The sequence below is a fragment of the Thiomonas delicata genome (assembly GCF_900088825.1).
GTDB classification, from domain to species: Bacteria; Pseudomonadota; Gammaproteobacteria; order Burkholderiales; family Burkholderiaceae_C; genus Thiomonas_A; species Thiomonas_A delicata.
The window spans coordinates 1-270 of sequence record NZ_LT592182.1; the positions used below are offsets into that span (position 1 = coordinate 1).

The following is a 270-nucleotide window of genomic DNA, read 5'->3' on the forward strand; positions in this document are numbered from 1 at the left end:
TCGGCGCGCGAGGTGATGCCGGCGGTGTAGCCGGCGCCGAACTTGAGCTTGCCCACGGGGTTCCACAACCACTGCTTGGCGTACCCCACCACCGGCTCGGCGTTGCGGTGCGAGTCCGAGAAGATCATGGCGTAGACCATTTGGTCGTTGCCGTTGGCGTCGGTCAATTGCCTGCTCCAGCCCAGGCCCCAGGCATGGCTGTTGAGGGTGGCGCGCTTGGCGGCGGTGTAGGTGCTGGGGTCGTGCCAGGTGTAGCCGGAGACGAACAGG

Annotated in this window: 1 pseudogene; it reads right to left on the reverse strand. The window is 66.7% G+C overall.

Features of this window, described 5'->3' with window-relative positions:
- Positions 1 to 270, reverse strand: a pseudogene (locus THIARS_RS17950) (peptide ABC transporter permease); the annotation flags it as partial.